The organism is Neiella litorisoli (assembly GCF_014773395.1).
In the GTDB taxonomy this organism is placed as follows: domain Bacteria; phylum Pseudomonadota; class Gammaproteobacteria; order Enterobacterales; family Neiellaceae; genus Neiella; species Neiella litorisoli.
Genome location: NZ_JACXAF010000019.1, coordinates 59,303 through 82,969, shown reverse-complemented (window position 1 = coordinate 82,969; position 23,667 = coordinate 59,303). Strand labels below are relative to the sequence as shown.

General features: G+C 47.3%; 20 protein-coding genes. 12 read left to right on the top strand and 8 right to left on the bottom strand.

The window, feature by feature from the left end; translation table 11 throughout:
- The first annotated feature begins 244 nt into the window (after window positions 1-244).
- Complete coding sequence (locus IC617_RS14185) at window positions 245-1,123, top strand: PEP-CTERM/exosortase system-associated acyltransferase (RefSeq protein WP_191145649.1); 879 nt, start codon at window positions 245-247, stop codon at window positions 1,121-1,123.
- 104 nt (window positions 1,124-1,227) lie between these two features.
- On the opposite strand, the gene prsT is transcribed toward IC617_RS14185, so the two are convergent.
- The 5 genes from prsT to IC617_RS14160 are packed head-to-tail and all read right to left on the bottom strand — an operon-like array spanning window position 1,228 to window position 7,466.
- The gene (gene prsT / locus IC617_RS14180; protein WP_191145648.1) at window positions 1,228-3,993 is read right to left on the bottom strand and encodes an XrtA/PEP-CTERM system TPR-repeat protein PrsT; all 2,766 of its coding nucleotides are present in this window, start codon (window positions 3,991-3,993) and stop codon (window positions 1,228-1,230) included.
- A gap of 29 nt (window positions 3,994-4,022) precedes the next feature.
- The gene (locus tag IC617_RS14175) at window positions 4,023-5,609 is read right to left on the bottom strand and encodes an alpha/beta fold hydrolase (protein ID WP_191145647.1); all 1,587 of its coding nucleotides are present in this window, start codon (window positions 5,607-5,609) and stop codon (window positions 4,023-4,025) included.
- A gap of 14 nt (window positions 5,610-5,623) precedes the next feature.
- A complete protein-coding gene (locus tag IC617_RS14170; protein WP_191145646.1) occupies window positions 5,624-5,884 on the bottom strand; it encodes a phosphopantetheine-binding protein in 261 nt (86 codons plus the stop codon).
- Window positions 5,884-6,879, bottom strand: a complete 996-nt coding sequence (locus IC617_RS14165) for a GNAT family N-acetyltransferase (RefSeq protein WP_191145645.1) — start codon at window positions 6,877-6,879, stop codon at window positions 5,884-5,886. The genes IC617_RS14170 and IC617_RS14165 overlap by 1 nt, the downstream gene beginning before the upstream one ends.
- Window positions 6,879-7,466 (bottom strand): acyltransferase, encoded by a 588-nt coding sequence (locus IC617_RS14160; protein ID WP_191145644.1) that lies wholly within the window; start codon window positions 7,464-7,466, stop codon window positions 6,879-6,881. Before IC617_RS14160 ends, IC617_RS14165 begins: the two co-directional genes overlap by 1 nt.
- A 315-nt stretch (window positions 7,467-7,781) precedes the next feature.
- Between IC617_RS14160 and IC617_RS14155 the strand changes: the two genes are divergently transcribed.
- The 8 genes from IC617_RS14155 (at window position 7,782) to IC617_RS14120 (ending at window position 16,316) form a co-directional block, all read left to right on the top strand.
- Complete coding sequence (locus tag IC617_RS14155) at window positions 7,782-9,194, top strand: UbiA family prenyltransferase (protein ID WP_191145643.1); 1,413 nt, start codon at window positions 7,782-7,784, stop codon at window positions 9,192-9,194.
- On the top strand, window positions 9,191-9,559 hold the full coding sequence (locus IC617_RS14150) for an EamA family transporter (protein ID WP_087506682.1): 369 nt from the start codon (window positions 9,191-9,193) through the stop codon (window positions 9,557-9,559). Before IC617_RS14155 ends, IC617_RS14150 begins: the two co-directional genes overlap by 4 nt.
- A gap of 87 nt (window positions 9,560-9,646) precedes the next feature.
- The gene (locus IC617_RS14145) at window positions 9,647-11,212 is read left to right on the top strand and encodes an ArnT family glycosyltransferase (RefSeq protein WP_191145642.1); all 1,566 of its coding nucleotides are present in this window, start codon (window positions 9,647-9,649) and stop codon (window positions 11,210-11,212) included.
- Window positions 11,213-11,245: 33 nt separating this feature from the next.
- Window positions 11,246-12,412, top strand: a complete 1,167-nt coding sequence (locus IC617_RS14140) for a glycosyltransferase family 4 protein (protein WP_191145641.1) — start codon at window positions 11,246-11,248, stop codon at window positions 12,410-12,412.
- Complete coding sequence (locus IC617_RS14135; protein ID WP_191145640.1) at window positions 12,393-13,679, top strand: right-handed parallel beta-helix repeat-containing protein; 1,287 nt, start codon at window positions 12,393-12,395, stop codon at window positions 13,677-13,679. Before IC617_RS14140 ends, IC617_RS14135 begins: the two co-directional genes overlap by 20 nt.
- 28 nt (window positions 13,680-13,707) lie before the next feature.
- Entirely contained in the window at window positions 13,708-14,517 is an 810-nt protein-coding gene (locus tag IC617_RS14130) for a hypothetical protein (RefSeq protein WP_191145639.1), read from the top strand.
- A 111-nt stretch (window positions 14,518-14,628) separates the two neighbouring features.
- Window positions 14,629-15,432, top strand: coding sequence for a glycosyltransferase family 25 protein (locus tag IC617_RS14125; protein ID WP_191145638.1), 804 nt, complete (start codon window positions 14,629-14,631; stop codon window positions 15,430-15,432).
- A gap of 59 nt (window positions 15,433-15,491) precedes the next feature.
- Window positions 15,492-16,316 carry a DUF707 domain-containing protein gene (locus tag IC617_RS14120; protein WP_191145637.1) on the top strand — a complete coding sequence of 275 codons (825 nt, stop codon included), beginning with the start codon at window positions 15,492-15,494 and terminating at the stop codon, window positions 16,314-16,316.
- A gap of 34 nt (window positions 16,317-16,350) precedes the next feature.
- On the opposite strand, the gene IC617_RS14115 is transcribed toward IC617_RS14120, so the two are convergent.
- From IC617_RS14115 to IC617_RS14105, 3 genes are all read right to left on the bottom strand, one after another.
- Entirely contained in the window at window positions 16,351-17,454 is a 1,104-nt protein-coding gene (locus IC617_RS14115; RefSeq protein WP_224746025.1) for a glycosyltransferase, read from the bottom strand.
- Window positions 17,455-17,527: 73 nt separating this feature from the next.
- On the bottom strand, window positions 17,528-18,751 hold the full coding sequence (locus IC617_RS14110) for a hypothetical protein (RefSeq protein ID WP_191145635.1): 1,224 nt from the start codon (window positions 18,749-18,751) through the stop codon (window positions 17,528-17,530).
- Between the two features lie 13 nt (window positions 18,752-18,764).
- Window positions 18,765-19,649 carry a glycosyltransferase family A protein gene (locus IC617_RS14105; RefSeq protein ID WP_191145634.1) on the bottom strand — a complete coding sequence of 295 codons (885 nt, stop codon included), beginning with the start codon at window positions 19,647-19,649 and terminating at the stop codon, window positions 18,765-18,767.
- A gap of 279 nt (window positions 19,650-19,928) precedes the next feature.
- On the opposite strand from IC617_RS14105, the gene IC617_RS14100 reads away from it, so the two are divergent.
- From IC617_RS14100 to IC617_RS14090, 3 genes are all read left to right on the top strand, one after another.
- Entirely contained in the window at window positions 19,929-21,005 is a 1,077-nt protein-coding gene (locus IC617_RS14100) for a glycosyltransferase family 4 protein (RefSeq protein WP_191145633.1), read from the top strand.
- Between the two features lie 115 nt (window positions 21,006-21,120).
- A complete protein-coding gene (locus IC617_RS14095; RefSeq protein ID WP_191145632.1) occupies window positions 21,121-22,704 on the top strand; it encodes a glycosyltransferase family 39 protein in 1,584 nt (527 codons plus the stop codon).
- Window positions 22,701-23,666 carry a glycosyltransferase family 2 protein gene (locus tag IC617_RS14090; RefSeq protein ID WP_191145631.1) on the top strand — a complete coding sequence of 322 codons (966 nt, stop codon included), beginning with the start codon at window positions 22,701-22,703 and terminating at the stop codon, window positions 23,664-23,666. The genes IC617_RS14095 and IC617_RS14090 overlap by 4 nt, the downstream gene beginning before the upstream one ends.
- The last annotated feature ends 1 nt before the right edge of the window (window position 23,667 follow it).

The following is a 23,667-nucleotide window of genomic DNA, read 5'->3' as shown; positions in this document are numbered from 1 at the left end:
ACATATAAGCAGATTGGATGCCAACTTTTTAAGTTGCTGATTGTTAATGTTTTTGTTTGGTTTTCGAAGAGGTTTCAGTTAATCGAGGCGGGCAAGTGTAAAAAAATTCGACATCAAGAAAACACTGGAATTTCGATCTGTTCGTACAGTAGCTTAGTATATGCTTTAATTGCCAAGTAAACTGTCATTTTAAAACTGGACATTGGCAATGACTAGGGTCGGTCAAATGAGTGAGGGCTCCTGAATGAATCGAAAATTAAGGCGTTTAGCTCAGTTGCCTGTCATCGGAAAAATTATAAGCTGGGGAGGCCAGCTGTTGGTGAGTCGGGAGGGCCGTAAGATCGCTAAACATTTTTCAAAGTTTTTGAAACCGGTAGTGGCGTATCACGAAGAAACTGTGAACGAGACGTTTCGAATCCGCCATCAAGTTTATTGTGAAGAACTTGAATTCGAAGACCCTAGGCCCGAAAAAATGGAAAAGGACGACTTTGATCGTTTCAGTCGTTATTGCTTAATTCAGCGCAAGCAAACGTCAGACCACGCAGGTACTATTCGGATTGTATCGCCGCAAAATGATGATGAGTTGCTTCCTATCGAAAAGTACTGCCAACATGCTCTAGAAGGAGCGGATTTGAAGCCGAGTGATTTCAACAGAAATGAAGTATGTGAAATGTCTAGGCTTGCTGTACCTGCGAGTTATCGCCGTCGTCAAATGGACAAATATAAAGGGGCTGCTACTGGTGTCATCAATGAAGGTAGCTATTCGAAAGAGGAGCTTCGTTGCTTTCCATTTTTAGCGATTGGCTTGTATTTGGCTGGAGCGGCATTGGCCATTCGAAGTGGCAATAAACACTGCTTTGTGATGATGGAACCTCGATTGGCCAGAAGTATGGCCTTTATCGGTGTCAAGTTTAAGCAGCTTGGGCCTGCCGTCGATTATCATGGCATCAGAGCTCCTTATTACATTAATGCTGAAATGTTACACGCTAGCTTGCCAAGGGGTTTTAAGAGGCTTTTTGCTGTCATCGATAAAGAAATCGAGAAGCAACGCGAACAGGCTCGATTAGAAGCCATGTCGCCCTCTGAAAAATTTTGTGAGACCCAAAAGAGAATGTACCAGTAACGGGGGCGAACCTTTATTTGCCGTTGCCATACAAAAAACAGTAAAAAGCCAGCATGTTAAATGCTGGCTTTTTAGTTACACAATAGCGATTGCTGTGAGCGGTGTTAAAGCTGACGTTCTAGAGATGTTTTCAATGCAGTTAACTCCTCAGACTCCGGCTTGGCATTTGCAATAATTTTTTGTGCCTGTCGGTTTTTACCTGCGGCCAGCAGCGCTTCGGCATAGTGAAGCTCAATTTCAGCGTTACCAGCGCTTTTCTCATATGCGGTTGCTAACACCGTTTCTGCTTTGGCAACGTTACCGTCTTTTAGCAATGCATAACCATATGTGTCGGCAATCATAGGGAACTGACCGGCCTGCTCGAAAGATTGTTCCGAGAAAGACACGGCTTTTTTGTAGTCGCCGCTCTGAAGGTATAACCAAGCGACGTTGTTGAGCGCAGTCAGGTTTTGAGGATCCAACTCGAGCACTTTAAGGTAATTATCGATGGCGCTGGATGTCTGCTCGCGCTGCAAATCGATATAGGCTAACTTGTTGTATATAGGAGCGTTATTTTCGAAGTTGGCCTGCTCTGCCTTGAGCAAAGCTTCCGCTTCATCGTATTGGCCAATGAGCAAATGGGTATCGGTTAGCGCAATAAGGGCAGGCATACTTTGGCTTTGCTCATAATATTTCTGCCACAAAGTGATGGCGTTATCGAAATCTTTTTCTTGCACCGCGATGCGAGCTTGAAGTCGAGTCGCAACTGGGTGGGTCATCAATTCAGCATCTAGTTTTTGCAATGCCAATTTAGCATCTCGATGGCGTTGATTATCAACTAATAAGCTGGCTTCGATCAGACCCAAACGCTGAGATTGTGGAAACTTCGAACGAGCCAATTGTGTCTGGCGAAGGGCGTTGGAGTAATCGCGCTGGAGTTCAAATATTGCAATCATTCTTAGCTGTGCTTGCAGGCTGTTAGGAAACTCGGCCAGCCACTTTTCACAGTTGTCTTGGGCTTGTTTAATTTGACCTGATTGAATGTACAGATCGCCCAAAAGCATTCGAGTTGCCTCAGTATGGGATTGATCATCGAGCTTCGCCAACTGTACGGTGGCGCTTGCTGTGTCGCCTGTTTTGGCGAGTGTAATGCCGTTAGCCCAATACACGTTTGCTTGTTTCGAGTCGTTGCTGATTAGCTCGTTGCTCCACGCTATTGCTTGTTGTTGCTTGTCCGCCTCTGCAGCGACGGTGACGAAGTTGCGAGCGACATAAAACTGTGCTGGGTTACGTGCTAAATTTTGTTTTGCTGCTTCAAAAGCTTCATCTGGCCGTTCTGCAGCGAGCAAAAGGTTGGTTTTACTGAGTAATGTGATCGGATCATCAGGATCATGCTCTAAGGCCGTTTCAACTAGTGCGAGCGCCTTTTCGGCATCTCCCAAGCGTGCGGTTACTAAAGCTTTTAGGGTATAGCCGCGAGGGTCTTGTGGTTCCATCGCAATCAGCTCGTCGCTGACAGACATTGCCTGCTGATATTTTTCTTGTGTAATTAGGCTATAAACTAAAGATAGGCGCGCTTCGATCATTTCGGGGTTGGATGCTAAAGCGCGTTCCAGATCGGCAACACCATCTTGATCCTCGTTAGCTAGCTTTAGGATACCCACTCGCATCGAGCTTTCACTTGAAAAGCTAAGGCTATTGGCTTGCTCAGCAAACTCAAGCGCTTTGGCGGTATCTCCTGCTTGGGCAAGTTGTCCGGTTGCAGTTGAGAACAATGGAGCGTCTTCTGGTGTCAAATCAGTTAGTGCATCGAGCGTTGCAGATGCTTCTTGGGTATAGCCCAGCTGTAACTGGACGTAAGCATAAAGCCGCTTGATCATATGCCCCGATGGCAGCCTAGATTCGACGCGTCCCAAGTGCTTGTATGCCTGTTCATACTCGCCTTGTCGAAGTGACGAGATTCCGGCTAGGGCTAGCACGGTGGTGGTATCTGAGCCATTCTGAATAGCTCGCTCTGCATAAAGTTGAGCGTTGCTGTAGTCTTTGCGATCGAATTCGATTCGTGCTTTTAGTTCGTTGATTTGCGGATGGTGCTTGGCAACCTTGAGCAGTTCGTTGACCAATGGCTCCGCTTCTTCCGGTTTATTGTTTTGCATCAGAGCGAGAGCAAGATACAGCCTGTGCTGAGGTGCATGTGGCGCCATTTCTAGGGCCTGCCGATAGGCTTCGACAGCCTCGGCGTACTGTTTCTGAGCCTGCTGTAAATGCCCTTTCATCAGCAGCACATCGACATTGGTTGGAGCCGCTTTTTGCAGTTCGTCTACCAGTGCCAATGACGCTTCAATGGATGCCAAACCTTCTTCGCTATTGGCATCAGCGGCTAATCGGCCGAGTTGTGCGTAGACGTTTTCGGAATGCTTCTGTTCGGCTGCCAATAACATATCACTTGCCTCTTCTGGCTTATCTTGCGCCAGTAAAGCGAGAGCTTGAATGGAGTAAAGACTCGCAGCCGCATCTTGTGATAGTTGTGGGATTTCTGTGGCTAACTCATTGAGCTTTTTAAATTCGAGTGTTTTGTAATAGCAAAGTGCCAATTGCGGCAACACTAGGTTGCGATCAGCTCCGCTAGACAACGCGGCCCGAAGCTCCTTTTCTGCCGCCAAATACAAACCTTGCTCGTAGTAAATAGTCCCTAACAGAACTCTGGCCTCGGTCAGTTCTGGCATTTGCCGAACGGCATTCTTCAACTCAATAATCGCTGCATCTTGATTATTGTTATTGATGTAACGCTTGGCGTTAGCTAGGTGTTCATCGCTTGAAACTTCGGCTGGTTGGCATGCGGCAAGAGTGACGATCATTGCTGCAGTGATGGGCCTGAGTATTCCTTTCATTGGCTTGCCTTAACTTGGGTTCTTTTTAGTTAAATCGTGTTTAAGAACTTCAGTATTCGCGCGAACAACTGGTGCTGACTACTGGAATTCGAAAAGGTGTGATCCGCGTGTTCAATCGTTTCTAGCTTAACAGTTTGTTGCGGCTTGTTAAGCCATTCTTGCAGTTGTAATTGCGATTGTTTGGCGGTGAGATCATGCTCCGACCAGCATAAAAGAGTCGGTAGTGAGCTCGACTTGAGTTGGCTGATTGCGGGGCTGGTACTTGATTGCGGCGATGGTGCTTTACTTTGCCACCAATGCTTGAGCAATCCGGCTACTTTAGCTGGCAGCAGCCAAGGCTGTTTCAGGTGGCGCAATAAAGCCTGCATGTCAGTTGCTTGGGTCAGGTAATGATCTTCTAGCAAGGCGCCAGACCAAGCCGCATCATTATCAAAAAACGGGTTGAGTAGAATCAGCCCAGAGCATTCGTTCGGCGATGCTAGCAAACTTAAAGTCGCGCCGTCACATAAACCGCACAGCACAATATGATCGTTCGGCTTTTGTTGCTTTAACCAGCGGATAACTGCTGTCAATTCTGCGGATGGTGACTGGTAAGTTTGAGCTGGCCCAGTGCCATCACCCCAGCCAATGTATTCAACACGAGTTGCACTGATGCCGCTTGCTGCCAATTGTCGAGCTAGCGACACGAAGAGCCGATGAGGGCCAACTCGAGTTTGTGGACGACCGGGCAAAAACACAACAGAGACACCTGCTACGTCAGTATCGTGTTGACCGACGAATATAACGCGATTGTTGACTGGCAGGCATTTGATTGATTCTTGACTCGATTGGGTGACGGAGTGCTTTGGCTGTCGCTCAGTGTTAGATGTGTGTTCAGCTGAACGTGGCGCAATATGATGTGTCTGCGTGGCGAGCTTGGCTAGCGATGCGTCAAACCATGCCTGCATGGTGTCATCAGTGCGCTCGTTGTGTTGCCAAAATGCATAACTCGCAATTGTTTGCATGGCCAACTTGCTGTTGAGCGGCGCTAGCCCGTCAACATATTGCAGCGTATGTCGGCTCGGATCGAGCTGCGATGACAAATCAACCGCGGCAATCTCATCGAGCAACGAATTGGCAATCGTATAGCCCTGATAATCAGTGAAATCGTCGTTTGGGTCGGCGGGACTTTGCGGCATTAAGTGCTGAGCTCGACGGATTGCTTTGACCCAGCGCTGGCCGCTGAGTTCTGGCTGCCACAATTGCACTGGCCAATCAGCGAGTTGCTGTGCGCTGAGTAACAGTACGCCAGAGCGAATCGCGATCAAAGTAACAGGAGTTGTGGCGAGCGCCAGCAAGGTATCGATATTGGCTTGCCACATAGCTAGCGAGTTGATATCGGCGAGTTCGAGCGCACTGTCGCCGCTGCCAAGTAAATCGAAATAGAGCGTCTTGTATCCGTGCAATGACGCTTGAGCCGCATATTCTGCAATGTGGCGGCGGCAAGCGTTCATTTCCTCAAGTAACGGAGGAACGATAACAATTGTGTGCTGTTCGGTTGTTGTTGCTGGCGTTTCGCAACAAAGCAGGTTGGCCTGAGTCTTTAGGTCTGGGAGGTAAAATAGCCGTCTATCCATGACGAGCTTCACCGTTATTGGTGAACTAACCGAGCAGTCAGTCGTTGCAATGAGCCCCAATCAACAAAGTCATCCATTGATAATTCCGACTCATCGATATCAACCCCATAAACATCTTCAATCGAAGTCAGCAGATTGGTCAACATCATTGAATCGAACTCGGGAATGTCGCCAATCAAGCCGGTTTGTTCCGTCCACTGCTCAATTGCATGGCCCGGCAGCAGTTGCTGGAGAATAGTAATAAGTTGGTCGCGTTGACGGGAACTAAGAGTCATTAGGTCTGTAATCTGTGCTTTATCCGAGGTAACAATTGGTAGCGAAACTGCGCCAGTTTGCCAAAAAAACTGCGGTGATTAAAGGCTATGATGCTTTGTCTGACTTTGCGCTCACTCATCCAGTCTGCTTTGTAAGGTTCATCGCCCATTCCGAAATCGACAACAGCAACTCGATCGTGGTCAAAAACATGAGCCATCAGATGCGCTGTCAGTAATGTCCCAGGAGAGTAAGTTTTTTGCTTTGGGCAGTAAGCAAGCTTAAAAATGTTCGCTTTACCCTGATACACAAACCAAATCTGAGCCGCAGCTGGAACACCATTGAAGTACAGCAAGCCCATACGGAGCCAGCCTCTGGATGCCGCTAGTTCAACAAACTCGGCGATGAATGAGAGTTTTTCCTCTTCTGGTTTCCAGCTTTGCTGGTAGACATGGCAATAGTCCTGCCAATGAGCTTTGGCTTGTTCAGTGTTTTCGGCAATGATGAATTCAACCGCTACCTGATCATTTTCTAGTTTGCGACGTTTGCGCTTTATGGTGTTTTTAAGCCGGCTTGGGCGCTGGGCCATATATTCGGTAAAACTACCTTTTACTGACAAGCGCCAGTTGTCGAATTGGTCGACGACTTTATAGGGATAACCGTTTGTCGCCAAAAAATCGCAAGCATTTTTGATGAAATCGTCGTTGCCGTCTGCCACTCCTATTTCGGCCATATGCCAACGCTGTGATAACACTTGCTGACAAATGCGGTGGTGTTGTGGCGCTGCGAGTTGCTGGCTTGGCTTGGCTAAGGTGACAAAAAAATTCCGCAATGGCGCAATGGTGGTAAAGCCATAGTTGTTGGCTCGCTGGATGAAACGATAAATCGCGCCGTTGGCTTCGGCAGAGCGCAGAACATCTGCCGTACTGAAGCAATGGCGATACAGGCAATCTTGCCATTCGGGCGTCAGTTCAATATCGGTGGCGGGAGGTGTCGCGACTTGGCTTGATTCAGACATTAGCTGTTGCGCTGTTTGATGACTTTTGCGGGGTTGCCGGCAGCAATGGAGTAATCAGGCAAGTCCTGTGTGACAACTGAGCCAGCACCAACCACACAATGATTGCCAACATTAGCCAGAATAAGGGCGCCGTTACCAATCCAGCAGTCCTCACCGATGTTGACTTTGGTTAAGGCGCCGCCTTGATCTTTGATTGGTGTAGTTAAATCGGCAAAGTTATGTTGGCCCTTGCCACTCATCACGTGGACGCCGCTGCCTAGTAGGGTATTGGCTCCGATGGCGCAGCTACCGATGTTGCATTGAGGGCCAATATAGACGCCTCGCCCTAAATCGGTATCGGCTTGGGAAAATAATGCGCCAAAGCCAATAACGCCATCAGCAACGCATTGCGTTAAGGTGAAACGATAAAAGCCATAGCGAATGTAACTACCGATCAAGCCTGGAAACAAACTGAGAAACTGCGAATACCCAGCAAAATGTGGGGTGCGGCCTTTTAGCAGTAGCTTAAAAGCGAGAAAGCTAATTGTCAGCGGCGAGACCACTAAGGCGGCTAACCAACCCAACAGGTGCTTAAGATTCTGCTTCATGTGGAGGTTTCCGTACCAGCTAACAAATTGATCAATCGTTAAAACTCTACACCAAGGCTGGCGAAATGAACACCGATAACCGCTAAGGGTAACTACTCAAACTGTGCGGCGTATTGGCGCCAGCCATACTATTAAATGCTGCTTTGTCATGCGCTCGCAATGCGAGTTTGACAGGATGATTAGCTGCCCTTGGCCATGACTTCCTTGGTCATGAGGTTGTTTGTTTGCGCCAAGGTTGTATGAAATTTCAGCTTGCGCATTCGTTTTGTGCTCATTTAGGATGTCACAGATAAAACTTAGCAGGGACGGAAGTTTATGGACAAGGTACCTTTGTATGTTGATCTTGATGGCACGTTTATCAAGAGCGATATGCTTCTGGAGAGTTTTTGGGAAGCATTAAAGGTCAACCCTTTGGTTCTGTTCCTAGCATTTTTATGGTTACTAAAAGGTAAGTCCCACCTCAAGCATCAGTTGTCTCAATATAGTCAACCTGATGTCGGACTGATTCCATTAAACCCTGAATTTCATGACTTTTTGCAAGCAGAGTCGGGCTCGCGAGAGTTGGTGTTGGCAACTGCTAGTAATGAATCCATTGCCGAGTTGTTTGTTCAACGCTACCCGCTGTTTTCGCGCCATTTAAGCAGTTCTGCTGATCGCAATCTCAAAGGCAAGAATAAGCTTGCCGCCATCAAGCAAGAACAACCAAATTTTGCCTATGCAGGTAACTCGTCAGAAGACTTTGAGCTGTTTGCGGAAGCGCAAGAAAGCTACTTAGTGAACCCGACATCGTCGGCGCGAAAACTTGCCAGTGGTACCACATTCAATGGTCGCTTTGATGAGCAGCGCGCATCGCTATTGGTGTGGCTGAAGCAGCTTCGAGTTCACCAGTGGCTAAAGAATGTGCTGATTTTCGTGCCGTTATTTGTTTCTTGGCACCTCACCACCATCGATGCGTTGTGGGCCACCGTCGGCGCTTTCTTATCATTTAGCCTATTGGCTTCATCGACTTATATTTTTAATGATTTAGTGGATTTGCCAGCTGACCGGCAACACCAACGTAAACGCAATCGCCCGTTGGCCTCATGTGCCATCAGTATCACGCAGGGGATCATGGTTGCAGCCGTTTTGCTGGTGGTTTCGCTGGTATTGTCTTGGTTAGTTTCACCGGCATTCACTGGCGTCTTGCTGCTCTACTTAATCATGACATTGGCATACTCATTCAAGCTCAAGCGCTTTTTCGGTATTGATGTGATTATGCTGGCTTCGCTTTACAGCATTCGAATATTTGCTGGCGCGGTGGCGATTGGCGCGGTGGTGTCGTTTTGGCTGTTGTCGTTCTCAATGTTCGTGTTTTTAAGTCTGGCCTTAGTCAAGCGTTGCGCCGAATTAAAAGCGCTGGAACTGGAAAACAAAGATGCCGTATCTGGCCGCGATTACAATTACTCGGATTACCCTGTATTTCTCGGTTTTGGTACTTCTTCAGCGACTCTGTCGATTTTGATGTTTAGCTTTTATGCCAACAACAATGTCCTTACCAACCAATATCAGGAGCCTGAGCTACTGTGGCTGGCTATTCCGATGCTCGGTTATTGGCTGTTGCGAATGTGGGTGAAAACTCATCGCGGCGAAATGCATGATGATCCGATTGTTTTTTCCATTAAAGATAGAGGTAGTGTGATTTCGGTAATGGCTACCTGTGTTGTTGTTTTAGCGGCTCAAATTATATGACTTACCTCACTTTTGGCTTGATTTTGTTTAGCGTTTTTCTATCGGTTGTTGCTCAGATCTTTTTGAAAAGTGGCATGTCGAACAAAGCAACGCTAGACGCATTTGGCAATGGCTTTATTAGTGGCATCGTTGCTGTTTCAATGAACCTTTGGGTGGTATTTGGCATGATGGCATACGTCGCCAGTGCCGGTGTTTGGCTGATGGTGCTATCCAAGGTTGAAGTCAGCCGAGCTTATCCGTTTGTTGGTCTTGGCTTTATTGGCACCATGTTGTTTGGTTTTTGGTTCCTCAATGAGCCATTGACCCTCAATAAAGTGATTGGCACCTTGTGTATTTGCACCGGTGTTTACTTTATCGCAAAGTAATGGCGGTAGCGCTGCCGCTACCGAACGATAGACAAAGACGTTCGAGTGGCAGACCTTTTTCATGGATTAGAAGTGAATGAGCACAGCATGAGTCGAGATAAGTTAATCCCTATTCGCGGTCTTTTTCTGCTGTTGTTACTTATTGTCTATGTTGCGATCCCCAATGACAGGCCTGACTTTACTCGCTTTAACGCCCACGATAGTGAAAGCTATCTGGCGCTAAGTTATAACCTTGCCCATGGCAATGGTTACACTCGTAACCTTGATGGCGCTTATGTCACTCATACCCTGTGGCCGCCGGGTATGGCAATGTTGTTAATGCCGTCAGTGGTGCTGAGTGGTGACAACATCAACTGGTTCTTAGTGAAGTTCACCATGATGTTGGTAGGGCTGGTGGGAATCGTCTTTTCGTGGCTCTACATTCGGCGACTATCTGGCAGCACTCGGCTGGCTGATATTGGCACCCTAGTGATTGCACTCAATCCCTATTACTGGCATTTCAGCCACGTTGCGATGGCTGAGATCCCGGTTTTTGTCTGGTGTGTCATGGCACTTTATTTGGCTGACCGGTTAATGGATAAACCGATTCGCAATCTTGGTTTATTCCTACTGGGATTGGTTACCGGTGCTGGCGTGTTGCTCAAAGGCATGGTTCTGGGGTTAGTGTTTTTGCCACTCAGTCGGTTACCAGTGCTGTCCCGTTGGCGGATTGATTTCAGCCAGTTGCTGAAATGCAGCGTGTTCGCACTGGGGTTCATTGTGGTGTTTGCCTCTTGGGGCGTGCGCAACAGCCAGTATGATCGCCATGGTTTGGGTTTGGATGGGGTGAACCAAGTCCAAATGATGATTAAAGAGGTGGTTGAAGATCCGCAAAGTCCCTACAAGTCGCCTGCAGCAATTATCAACACAGTGAAAGAAAACCTGTTTTGGTACGGCATTTATCACCTGCCGAACCAAATGATACCCGGGCTTTGGTTGCTGGATATAGAACAGCGGCCGATGAGTGCGGCTATCGGCCTAGCGCTATCGGCGATCATCTTGTTCTTGTTAATTCCTCGACGGCAACGACTTGTGCCGCTGTTTTTACTCATCAGCTCGATGGTTTTTATGGTGGCACTGATCGAAATTGGTGGCTCGGAGCGCTATTGGTTTGCTATCAGTATGCTGGCTTTGGTGATGGTGTTTTGCCAACTTAATCGGGTGGGGCTGTTACTCAAGCGATTTCAGCTAAGGAGGCAAATGGCGGTTAACAGCGTGGCTGTAGTCGTTAGTTGTTTGTCCTTGGCGCTATACATTAATAAGCATGAAGCAATGCCGTACAACTCGACCGATGCATGGCCGCAGCTGGCACAGATCTATGAAGCCAACCGAGGCCTCTGTAATGATGATTCTGAACCGCAAATTGCGTCGGTATATACCAAAAATGTTCATGCCTTCCGTCTCATTAGTGGGTGCCCCGCTAGTATGACGGTGCCAGGTATCGGTTATCAGCCCAAGTACTCTCACGCCATACTGGACAAGCGTGCGTTGCAAGCGGATGTTGCAGATTTAACGCAGTTTGATGAAAACGACGTGTGGATTTTTGTGGCATTGCCAAAACCGCTGTCTGAAGCTGAGATCAAGCAATCATATTATGGCTCTTCAGGCGTCTAGAACGACTGAAAACAACTGTTAGAAGCTACCAAAATGAAACAAAAAACACTGGTCGTCACTGAAAATTTTCCACCCTTAGCTGGGGGGAGCGGTCGCTGGTTTTACGAGTTGTATTCGCGTTTACCAAGCGATCAGTACGTTGTTGTGACCAATCAAGTGGAAGGCTCGCAAGATTTTGACCAAGCTCAGGATTTTGTTATTGAACGAATGCCATTAAGCAGCCCTGAATGGGGGATAAAAAGTTTACAGGGCCTCACGTTCTATTGGCGTACCGTTTGGGCCCTAAGGCGCTTAGTGAAGCGCCATGGAATTACTCACGTTCATTGTGGCCGGGTCATTCACGAAGGTGTTTCTGCTTGGCTGTTAAGCCTGGTCTGTAACATCAAATATTTGTGTTTTGTTCATGGTGAAGATGTTGAAACCGCAGCGACGAGCAGGGAACATGATTTGCTGGTTAAGCAGGTGTGCGGTAAGGCTGAACAAATCATTTGTAACAGCCACAACAGCGCTAGTATCGTCAACCGGCTCAATTACGCTGGTGATGACAAAATTCAAGTGCTTCATCCTGGTGTTGATTGTCAGCGCTTTGTGCCCGCAGCCGAGGATCCTGAGTTTAAACAAGCCATGGGCTGGACTCACAAGCAAGTGATAATCACCGTTGGCCGCCTGCAACAGCGCAAAGGCCAAGACATGATGATTCGAGCGGTTGCCAAGCTTAAAGATCAATTTCCCAATATTCTCTATGCCATCATCGGTCGTGGAGAGTGCAAATCGATGCTGACAAACCTCGTTGCAGAGCTACAGCTCGAAGAGCATGTGCAACTATTAGATGAAATTTCCGATGAACAAATGATTCAGTGTTACCAACAATGCGACCTGTTCATTTTGCCTAACCGTACCATCGCCAATGATATAGAAGGGTTCGGCATGGTATTGGTCGAAGCTCAGTCTTGCGGTAAAGCAGTCATCGCTGGCGACTCAGGTGGTACCAAAGAAACCTTGCAAGAGGGGATTACTGGGCATGTTCTGGATTGCACCGATCCGGAGCTCATGGTGACCCCACTTGCGGCTTTGTTGACAGATACCGATAAGCTTCAACAGATGGGGCAACAGGGCAGACAATGGGCTGAACAAATGTTTGATTGGCAGCCTCATGTCAACAAGGCTCGGGCGATATTCGATGATGAACGCGCCAGTTAGTCGTTTCTGGCATTGGTTGACAACGAATCCTAGAGCAACTGGCTTGGCTGTAATTGGCGGGCTGCTTTTGCTGGCGGCCTCTGCGATCGCCGCCCACTCATTGAAATTTGATGACCATACCCCGGTTAACCGCAATGATTGGCGTTATGGCGCCGATGCCTCTCGCTCACAAGTTAAAAAGCAATTCTCGCAGCCGCAACTGATACCTCCAGAGCAATTTGACACGATAAACGTCAGCACCGCACCACAGCTAATTGCAGCGATAGCGCAAGCCAATGCCAAAGGTGGTCAAGTCGCAATATACTTGGCATCAGGTGAGTATGTATTGGCTAAAACGCTGCACATCACCGCCGACAATGTGTGGCTATTGTCACAGTCAGCTAACCCCTATCAGGTGGTACTTCGAGGGCTCGGGATGAAAGCGACCGAGGGGGTGCATAACCTCATTACCGTAAGCGCGGATCATTTTGCGCTTGACGGCGTTACCCTGACGGATAGCCCAAATCATCTGATACAAATTGCTGCAGAGCGCGGAGCGAGCTTTGCGGTGATGCGAAATTGCATTTTTCAGGACAGTTATGAGCAAATGATCAAGGTCAGTTACGATCAGCACAAGCGCCCAGATAAACTGTCTTACGGCGGCGTGGTTGAACATTCGATTTTTCAGTATACCCAAGGCCTTGCACCAAATTTTTATACCGGTGGCATTGATGCCTTAGGCGCGCTCGAGTGGCGAGTTGAAGACAACGTGTTTCGAGATATCGCTAGCCCCGATAAGCACATTGCCCAGCATGCGATTCATTTTTGGGTCAATAGCGCCGACAACCTAATACGCAATAATTTGCTGATCGACAATGATAGAGCCATTGGTTTTGGCATGGTGCAATCGCAACGGCGGACCGACACATTAAAGTATTTCAATCAGGGCGGGCGAATTGAAGGCAATCTGATTTATCATGCTGATAACGGTGACCCATATGGCGACACAGGGATTGTCCTTGAAGCTAGCCCTGACACGGTTATCAACAACAATGCGATACTGCTTGAACATTCATACCCAAGAGCCATTGAGTACCGCTTTGTGGAAACTCAAAATGTACTAGTAGCTGATAATGCCGCCAACAAAATGATTCGATCGCGAAATGGCGGCCAAGCCCGACTGGTCAATAACACCGAAAACCTGAGCTACGCTGATTTTGTCGAGCGGCTGCAATTGCAGTTGTCTCGGCTGAATATTGAGACACTGTACCAGCCGATAGAGCGATGAGCGGTGTAGAACTGGAAGTGAGTTGTAGATGTTGAAACGAATAATAGCCTGGGGCTTAGTGTCCACGGGGCTAGTGCTGACAGTGATTAATCTGTACGGATTGAGTCAATCAATCCGACCGGCAGGTCTTTGGGATGAGCCGACTCGCTTTGCTAATGATTATTCGATTTCCTATGAGGAGGCATTGGCGCAGCTACAGCGTTTGCCTGATGAATCTGAACTGCAGTTTGCCCAACGGGCAACCCATGTCATTGCCCAAAGTATTACCCATATTCACTGGAGCGAAGAACCCGACGCCACTCGATTCAATCAACTCATTCCTATTTGGGAAAACTACTTTCTCTATTTTATGGGGCTGTGGTCGGGGATGCCGGAATTTCAGAAATATCATTACACCGATTATCGCCGCAGCCTGAAGCGTGGTATCGGGTTGTGTGGCGACACCTCGATGATTCTTAATCAGGTACTCACTGAAAATGGCATCGAGAGTGATATTTTGGTGTTTCCGCTACACGTCATCGTGCAGGCTGATGTCGATGGTCAGCAGCGCTTGTTTGACGCTGACTACGGTGTCTCGATACCGTTTGATGCCGATCAAGCTCAGTTGAATCGACCACAGATTGCTGAACTTTATCGGCAACATGGCTACACGCCAGATGATGAAGCGCTGGTGGATAAGATTTTTAGTCGCCATGGCGTCGCATTTGATGATGTAAAGGCTTTTGTGACCAAAAAATATTACTTTGAGCGACTCACTTACGCGCTTAAATGGCCATTACCGCTGATCATGCTGCTCATTGGTTGGCTGCTGTTGCGACGGTGGCAAACAAAAGGCTGAAGTTTCGCTGGTATCTGTGGCCATAGTCAGGCAACTTAGCTGGTTGAGTTTTTGCTGCTCGTAAGCATTAAATGTAGTGATTAAGCGACTAATCAAGGGAGATGAATGGTGATGCGACATAAAGTTTTTGTTGTAAACCTCAAACAAAGTACCGAAAGGATGCAGCGCATCGCTGAAAACCTTAATCGACTCAATGTTCCTTTTGAGCGCTTTGATGCCGTTTATGGCAAAGAGCTTCCTGACTACACCGCAGCGTTTGATACCAAGCGTTTTAAGATGGAAACGCTGCATGATTTAGTACCAGGAGAAGCTGGTTGTGCGTTGTCGCATATCTACATTTGGCAAAAAATGGTTGCTGAAAATATTCCATACGCCATTGTCATTGAAGATGATGCTGTCGTGCCTGATAGTTTTTGCGAGTTTCTAACACTCGATTTTGACGAACTGGGATTCGATTATTTGAAGCTCGATTACCCATTGAAAGAGCAAACGGCCCAGCAATTGGATTCGGTGCGCCTGCCAGCTGTGGTTGAAAATAGGCGCTTTTTAGGACGCCAACAGCAGCAGTCTTTTTGTGCCTATGAGTGTGATCCTGTGCCCTTTCTTACCGCGGGTTACTTGATTTCGTTGCAAGGCGCAAAAACCTTCCTGCGTTCAAGTACTAATATGTATTACCCTGTTGATTTGCTGCCGCTTTACACGCTCGGTTATAGCAAGCAAGGGTTTATTGCTCCGGCTGTAGTCGATCACGCGGATGATTTCGATAGCATGATCCCGAACAGAGATTTTAACGTCGACAAGCAGTGGAACCTTGTCGAATATGGGGCTCACAAGCTGTTCAATAAGGCGCGTGCAAGAAAACTCAATGTCGCAGCACGATTTCTTTATCGAAAGGTATTTGGCAGCGGCTCCTAGTTGCGTCATCACCAAAAGTATTCTGGCAGAAACAGGTTGTAATGGAGCCATCAATTAAAATGGAAAAAGCCAAAACCGAAACCACAACAAAGAATTTGGTGTTTTCTTCTGTCGGCGATAAGTCGAACGTCAAACAGTGGCTCGAAGGTAAGCGGAATTTTGACCTGTTTGTTTGCTACTACGGGGATAATGAATGCGCTGTGAAAGAGCAAGCAGATTATTACCTTGAACGTAAGGGTGGTAAATTTCCCAATTTAAAATACGTGTTCGATCACCACCGAGATATCCTCGATCGCTACGATGCCATTTATGTTAGCGATGATGATATTGGCATCACTACGGCTGAGATTAATCAGCTGTTCAGTATTCGCCAAGAGTTCGATCTTTGGGTACTGCAACCGGCCTTTAGTTTGTTCGGCAAAATTAGCCACAGTATCACCAAGCGCCAGCCAACGAATTACATTCGTTACACCAACTTTCTTGAAGTGACCTGCCCATTGTTTCGTACAGATAAATTGACCGAGTTCCTCGATGTTTATGACCCGAGTCTGATTGGCTATGGGGTCGACTGGTGGTTTTTACATACACTCGGCTACAACTTGGACAAGCGAGTCGCCATCGTCGACGCCATTTCGTGCCTTAATCCGCGCGATGACGTTAAAGGCGGTACTCGCGAAATCGCCAGCTTGCAAAGTAATCATAAACGAATGAAAGAATGGGACAGGGTCAGCGATACGTACGATATTAAAGAGTGGCCGAAACAAACGCTTGGGGTGGTCAAATTGCCACTAGCTCAGCAATTGCAAGCGATCCGCCAGTGGTGGCCTGAGTACTATCAAATCAAGATTATCAATCGCATCAAGCGCAAGCTAAAACTAGGTTAGCTCTCACTGACTTAACTTGAAATATTCTTGGCTGTCATTGGTTATATAGCTCAACAAGCTTCCCAAAATAGCTAACTGGGTCCGACAACCGCTCGGCATATTCCCTTGCTCGCAGCCCCACTTGTTGCCGATCAGCTGTCATGGCTTGCTGTAAGGTGACCATTAGCTCTTGCTCTTGGTTGGCATCAACGACCCAGCCGGAGCGACCATCATCCACGGTCTCAGGCAATCCTCCGACAGCATTAACAATAGCTGGGGTGTAATGCATTGCTGCCTCAAGTGGAATAAGCCCTAAAGGCTCTTCTTTTGACAACATAACGATGGCATCACTGGCATAGTAAAAACTGCTGACATCTTCGAGAAAACCAACAAAGGTGACTTGTTGCTGTAAACCAAGTGACGTCACAAGGGCTTGGCATTGCTGCAGATAATCTTGCGATTCTGATGGATCTTTGCCGGCAATTAGCAATCGCCAATTTTGATGCGGCAGTCTGCTCAGCGCGGAGATGGTTTCAAGTACGCCTTTCACCGGCGCTACTTGGCCAATATAGCCAAAGGTAAAGACCTCTGGGTCAATGGCTAACTGATTCTTCGATGCTGCTACTTGGGCTGATAAGGCCGCAGGATCCAGTGCTTGTCGAGCATTCACCGGATCAATGAGGGTACTGACTTGAACCTTTGGCGACTCGTTGAAAACACTTAGGTATTCGCGATTGATATGGCGAGAGATGCAGATAATGTGGTCTGGTTGTGATTTAAGCCACCAACGACTGCCATTGTTGACCGGATCCCGTAAATGACAGCAGGTTTTAATCTTGAGAAATTTGGCGACCTTCGCGACTGCGGGGTAACTCCAAATTTGATTGCTGTGGATTGCGCTGATGCGGTGACGACGAAATATTGCGGCTAACTTGACCTGTTGGCTCAGCCAAGCAAACAGGTTTTTGCCAAACGATGGCGATAAATCAACTGAGTAATGGGTGATGTCTTGCGCTTTCGCCCATTGCTTTAATGGTGAGCTTTCTGGGGTAATAAGTATTGGCGACACGCCATAGCTTTGACTCTGTGACAAGATCAGTTGCAGGCACCTTTCTGAACCACTAATAAAAGGCGCAACCGCCACATAAGCCACATTCATTGATTTCACCCTTTCTCTCATTCAAATCACAGCCAATGGTTTAATTAATATTCTGATTCAATTGCTAATTTTTCTATGGAATCAAATTGAAGGTGGTGTATGCAAACAGTCCCTGCCAGATGATCACGGGCACTGAAAATGCTAAGCAGTGGCTAGTTGTCAGCCGCTTAAACAGCAGCATGATCAAAATAATCAGCGCAAATGAATAGTGGCCAGAGAACAGTATGTATTCATCGCCCCAAACGTTGTGAAAAATGGCATTGAATGCGACCCATGTCAGCAGTATTTGGATCAGCATCGGCATTTGCTCTTTGCGCCAGTGGCTGATGATTCCATAACCGATGCCTGCTAACACAACCGCTGACGGTATAAGGTACCAGTCAAAGAAATCCGCTAGAGCAATTGGCTCTAGTGTGATGTGGCCAGAACGACTGAGTTCGGGTAGTGGCGCAACGATTGGGTATACCCATGAAGCCAAGCAATAGACCAAAGCCGATGGCAACTCATTGAACAGCCGAAAATTAAAGAACTTCAAAAACAAGAACTGGTTTGGATCGGCTTCTCGGGTGTACAGATAAAACAGATAACCACCAACAATTGGCGCCAGCAAAAAAGCAACAATGAACAGCCGATTGAATACTGCTTTGAATTGAAAATGTCGGGCCAAAATGAAGTAGCCTAATAGCCCAGCAAATGCCGCGTTTGAGGTCGTTGTACCGGCGATTAATATGCCCAAAATCACAGCGACAACTAATAGTACAATGAGTTTGTCGATACAAATAAACGATAGTATTGCGGTGATCATCAGCAGGTAAGACTGACTAAAATGATCCGGTGCAGACATAATTAAACTGCTGGTGGACAGCAGGTGAACCACATTTAACAACCAGACTTTGCTCAGGCTTTGTAATGTCCGTAGGGCAAACCACGATACCGCAGTAAAAGCGAGCGACAGGGTGATTATGTTGAACAAAACGGCTGCTTTAACTGCTTGCTCATGGGGACTGCCATCGAACAAAGGAAACAGCATGCGAGTCAGCGGAACCCACGTATGCATCCTGAGTAAGTGTTTACTATTTAATTCTTGGTAACCAAGGTCGCCGAGCTTATGGACGTACTGATAGACATCGATGTTGAAGACTAAGTCAGGCTGCTCAATACCTGCCGCTCCGGGTTGCATTTTTAGTAACCAGGCAAAGGTTAGATAGATTGCGGCGGCAATGAAGAAGGAAATAACCAGATTAAGCCGAGCGGGAGTCACTGCTGTTGCTGGCTTTGTTGTGTTGACACTTTCCATGTGGCGTTGCTTCCTAACTCTGTGCTTTCAATTCAGCTTGCCGATGTTTAGTGAGTAGTTTGGTGAGCCGTTTGCGGACCAACCACCTTTTGATGAACTGGATGTCGCTAGCATCTGTGGCGAAATTCTCATCAATTTGTTCGTTGATCACGTGCATGTTCGCTGGCCATTGTTCTAGTGGCAGGGCGTCAAGATACTTTTCCTGAATTTTGCCAAGCTCATATCGGGCAATTCGGTTGATATATATTGAAATTTCATTTGTTGAAAAGGGCGATAGTTTTTCAAAGTGATAACCGACGCCATCCAAATAAGTGACTCGATTAGGCAGGTTATCAACGCCAAAGGATAAGTCGGTATTGATCGCTTTAGTAAGAAATGAGTCGATCCAATTGAGCCCCATGGGCAGGCGGAACGGATACGATTGAATGCGTTCAATGGCGGCGTGCTTCAAACCATATAAATTGCCGAAAAAGCACGAGCGCTCCTTCACCAAGCTTTCGTAGAACGCTCGGTTTCTGCCCGACAAAGGCATGCCAGCAATCGTTACCGTTTCTGCGCCTGTCGCCATTAAATGGTTGGTCATTTTGTCGAAGCACTGGTCCGAAAAGTTGACGTCGGCGTCAACAAAAAAATGGACATCAGCGGCGGGATTCAGTTGATGCATGTAGTGGTTCCAAGCATTGCATTTGTCGCCGATTGCTAACTCGACAACTTGCATCTTGGCAAAGCTCTGTTGTTTGATTTGATTGGCGATGGCGACCGTATCATCGCTACAGCCATTGGCAATTAGATAGAAAGTATTCAGAGCCTCAGAAGTTTGCTCTAACACACTCATAATTGACGTTTTAATATTGTCTTCTTCGTTATGAGCGAACATGCAAACATTGTACTGTGCCACGCTTCTTCTCCCGGCGTATTGGTGATTCTCCTGCAAAGTCCGTTTGACCACTTTTCGGCAGGTGGGATGTTATTTGTACCATGACAAAGCAGTGGATAGTAGTCGTGGTTTACTTTCACCAAAGGTTCCAGGGCTGGCTTGACATCAATTGGCCAATGTAGCAACTTCGATGCTTGTCGCTCGACAAGCTGACTGATTTTCATCGGTTTAGCGGTTGATTATTGCAAGTACATGGAACAGTGGTAGTTAAATAAAGTGAAGCAAACAAAAACAGTTGGAGTGACAGATTGGCACGGTTTATACGATGAAATTGCCACATATCCGTTGCAAGGGCTGAGCTACCAGAAAATTCCCATTACCCGAAAAGGCTCTCCTTGGCTGCGTAGTCCTGTTGCCGGGTTTATGAGCAAGTATGATTTCAGCGGCATTGATGTTGTTGAATCTGTGATTAATTTGGTAGACACCAAATTGCCTTGGATCCATTCACTGGCTTGTTTGCAAGAGTCGGTTTCCTTCAACTGGCTCGGTGTGCCTTTGCCAAAGCAACTTCGTATCGCCTATGCCTCCTATTTATTCTCTCGGCCAAATTGTCGAGCTTTGTTGTTTTGGAGTCAGAGCGGCCTAGACACGGTGAAGAGTTATGGAGAACTCAATCGCGGTGTCATTCTTGATAAAGCGCGAGTGGTTTATCCCTGCATTCGCCATGTGGGCACGGAAGATTTTGCCGCCAAACCAACCGATAGCATCAACATTTTATTCAGTGGCGACTTTTTTCGCAAAGGTGGAGTGAACGTCGTTGATGCCTTTGAAGCGGTGCAGAAAGACTTTCCAAATGCTCGACTTCGACTGTGCTGTGACTTCAATATGGATTTCAAAACCGACAATGTCGCAATGCGTCAGCGTTACATCGACAAAATCCAAACTAACCCAGCTATCGTTCATGGTCGGGTTGCGCGCGACGAGATGATGAATCAAATCTTGCCGCAAACTCATATTTATTTGTTACCTACCTATAGTGAGGCTTTTGGTTATGCAGTGCTCGAAGCCATGGCATATGGTATCCCTGTGATTGCTACCGACCATATGGCCATTCCTGAATTGATTGAACATCGAGAGAGCGGCATGTTGATTGGTATTCAACACCACGACTACAGAAAGCACTTTCGAGGTTACGCCGTGAATGAAATTCCTGCAGATTTTCGCAATCACGTGACTGGCAAGTTGACGGAGTATTTGGGAACCTTACTAGGCGATAAGGCACTCAGAGAGAAAATTGGAGCCAATGGTCAGCAGCTAGCGAGAACAAAATTCTCGGTTGAGCAGCGCAATCGGATCATGGCAGATATTTATCCATAAGTGCCAGATTGATGAAGCTGGTAGCCATCTGTACGCTATCTGCTTAGAATGGTGGCACTGCGCAAAGCATAACCAAACAACAAAACCGCTACAGGCAGTTTGGTAGGGATTATTGATGAGAAGGATTCTGGTTGGAGCAGATGTTGCTCTGGTCATCTTGATGTGTTTTGGGTTCGGTTCGCTGAGCTACTTGGGCTATCGTGGTTACGATGATTTCCACTATGTCTATGCAGCGCTGACCTTACTCGAAACGGGTCAGCCGGTTGTGACCGATCACTGGTCGATTCGTTTTCCTCATGTTTTCGCGTTATTCACCAGCCTGAAATCATTCGGGGTATCTGAGTGGGCACTCACTGTGCCGCCATTTATCGGCTATATCTGCTCTGCCGTGGCTACTTATTTCGGTGTGCGACACTTTTGGCAGCGAGGCTATGGATTGCTCGCGGCCGGATTGTTCGCTTCGACCTCATTGTTCGCCGTGCTATCGAATGTACCATTCGTGTTGTTTACTCAGTTAACTCTTATTGTGGTCGGTTTTTGGCTGCTGATCTGGGCCAATGAGAGCAATCGATTGTGGCTCAATTTGGTTGCTGGTATTCCTATTGGCCTAGCAATACTGGCTCATTTGACGTCAGCCGCAGTGGTTATTTCAACAACCATCATCGCCCTGTTGATCTATAAAAATTGGCGGGCTTGGCTGCTTTGCGCGTTGGGCGCAGCGGCGATTGGCTTGGCTGATATGAGTTATTTTTCGGTAACTCAAGGCGAGCCGCTATATCGAATCAAAATAGCGTCGAATCACGCCACAATTACTAAGCATAACTTTGGTAATGAAAACAAACTCACTACCAAAACGAAGAAGGTGGTTTCTGAGCTCAAACCGGTCAGTTCAAAGAGCTTCTTTAAATTTATGACCGACGATGCCCGTTATTGGGAGCACGTTCCGGTCAATGTGCATTGGATAGTCAATCCGTACATTGTGTTTTTGCTGCACTACGATTTAGCTATTTACAGCTTGGCATTTATCGTCATCTTGCTGTTAACTGCCAGCGCCCAAACGAGCCCATTTTCAGCTGCCCAAAAACGCGTTCTTCTGGCGTTGCTTACTACGGCCGTGGTATGGCTTATCTGCGCTAACTACATATTCTCAATTCGACCGCATCCGCGATATTTTGGGCCGGTCGCTTATGCCATCGCTATTGCTCTTGCTGTTTACGGTGCTCGCCTTTGGCAGCAGGGTGCTCCTTGGTTGCGACATGTTGTTGTTGTCATGGGAGTAGGGGCGGTGGTCATGAATGTGCTATTGATTGATATGCGTGAGTCAAACCATACTGAACATCGTCATCTGTCTGCCTACATGGCAGATAATCCAACGGCTCAGATTGTTGTGCCAGAAGGCTTTCAGGCGCGGCTATTCGATCGGATTTATGGCATCGATGCAACCAACTTACTATTACCAGAGCAGGCAACCAGCAGCGCATTATGGCTGGTGACAAATAATTACCCGTTAGTGAAGCCATTCTCAGATAGTTGTGAGCAGTGGGCGTCAGAATCTCGCATCACCATTATTGGCCGAATATTGCAGCTACTTGGCATTGATGCTCTGGTACCTGAACATATAAGAAGAAAATTTATTAGTCCCGAGCAAACCATCCGCTTGGTGCGTTCTTGCGATCAAACAATGGAAGTCTCTCCATGAAACTGATTATCCAAATTCCTTGCTATAACGAAGCGGAAACGCTGCCCGAAACCTATGCCGATTTGCCCAAGCAAATCGATGGTATTGATGTCATTGAAACATTGATTGTCGACGATGGCAGTCAAGACGGCACGTCTGAAGTGGCCCGCGAGCTGGGAATTACACACGTGATTCGCAATAAAAATAATAAAGGGTTGGCAAGAACCTTCCGAATTGCGCTGGAAGAGTCGATTAAGGCGGGTGCTGACATCATCGTGAATACCGATGGTGACAACCAATACAACGGCGCCGATATTGCGAAGTTGGTGAAGCCGATATTGGCAGGCGAAGCGGATATTGTTGTTGGCGATCGGGAAACCCATAAAATTGAGCACTTTTCCCCGTTTAAAAAGCTACTGCAATACTTAGGCAGTGCAGTCGTTCGCAAGTTGTCGGGCACCAATGTGCCAGACACGGTCTCCGGTTTTCGGGCCATTAGTCGCGAAGCGGCAATAAAAACCAATATCGTTTCGCCATTCAGCTATACCATCGAAACGATTATCCAAGCTGGCAAGAAACACATGGCGATCACGTCGGTGCCAGTGGGGACTAATCCAAAAACCCGCGAGAGCCGGCTGTTTACCAGCATCCCTAAATTCGTTCAGCGTCAGCTTTCTGCCATGGTGCGGATGTATGCCATGTACCAGCCGATGCGTTTCTTCTTTTACATCGGTATTGTCATGGGGGTGATTGGCGCCATTCCGATCATTCGCTTTTTGTATAAGTACTTCATTGGCCAAGGTGATGGTCACATCCAGTCGCTCGTCTTGGGTGGCTCCTTCTTGCTAATGGGGTTCTTGGCCATTCTGGTTGGTTTGCTATCAGACCTGATATCTCACAATCGACAGATGATTGAGACGATTCTCGAGAAGACTCGAGCGCTCGAGCTTGAACTAATGAAGTATAAGCAAGACAAAGAATAGC